This is a genomic window from Larkinella sp. C7 (genome assembly GCF_006149005.1).
Classification (GTDB): domain Bacteria; phylum Bacteroidota; class Bacteroidia; order Cytophagales; family Spirosomataceae; genus Larkinella.
Genome location: NZ_VBSL01000092.1, coordinates 1 through 610 on the forward strand (window position 1 = coordinate 1; position 610 = coordinate 610).

The 610-nt window shown below is 39.0% G+C and carries 1 protein-coding gene; it reads right to left on the reverse strand.

Annotated elements, in window-relative coordinates:
• Positions 1-129: 129 nt before the first annotated feature.
• The coding region (locus FH871_RS34505; protein ID WP_212768325.1) for a hypothetical protein at positions 130-610 on the reverse strand (481 nt) is incomplete at its 5' end.

Sequence of the window (610 nt, forward strand, 5' to 3'; positions counted from 1 at the left end):
ACCCTTTAAGTGGATGTCGGTCTGAATAGTAGCCTTCTTTCCAATAGAAAGCATGGTTGCACCTCCTGTAATGATAACGGCCATAAACACTATCAGAAAAGTCAAACGGATTCTTTTTTTCATGATTAGCTATCCTTTCTTAAAAGTGAGCAAGAGATTCAGATACTCCTCATTGAAAAAATCCTGATTATCTAGGCCCAGCAATTGATAATAGGCCTTCTTATTTTCAGCCATGCGGATGATTCCTGAAAGAGCACTCCAGAAAAAGATAGTCACATGATTAATATTCAGGCCCTCTTGCAAATAATCAAGCTCGATACCGTATTGGACAAACCGACTAATGAGCTGGTTGGTCTCCAGCCCCAGCTGATAAATATCCTTGTAGACTTGAGGCGTTTCTTTCTTGTCAAGGTCAAGCTTAATAGGCCCAATCATCCCTTCGAAATATAGGGGGTAGTGCTGGCATAAGTCCTGAAGTACTCGACATATTTCCAGATAGCTGACCTGAAAATCAGTCTGATTCTTAGGTCTTTTATCAATAATTTCTTTGATAGTCTGGTGTAAAGTTTGATTGTGTTTATAGACCAAGGAAAAGAAAATTTCTTCCTTA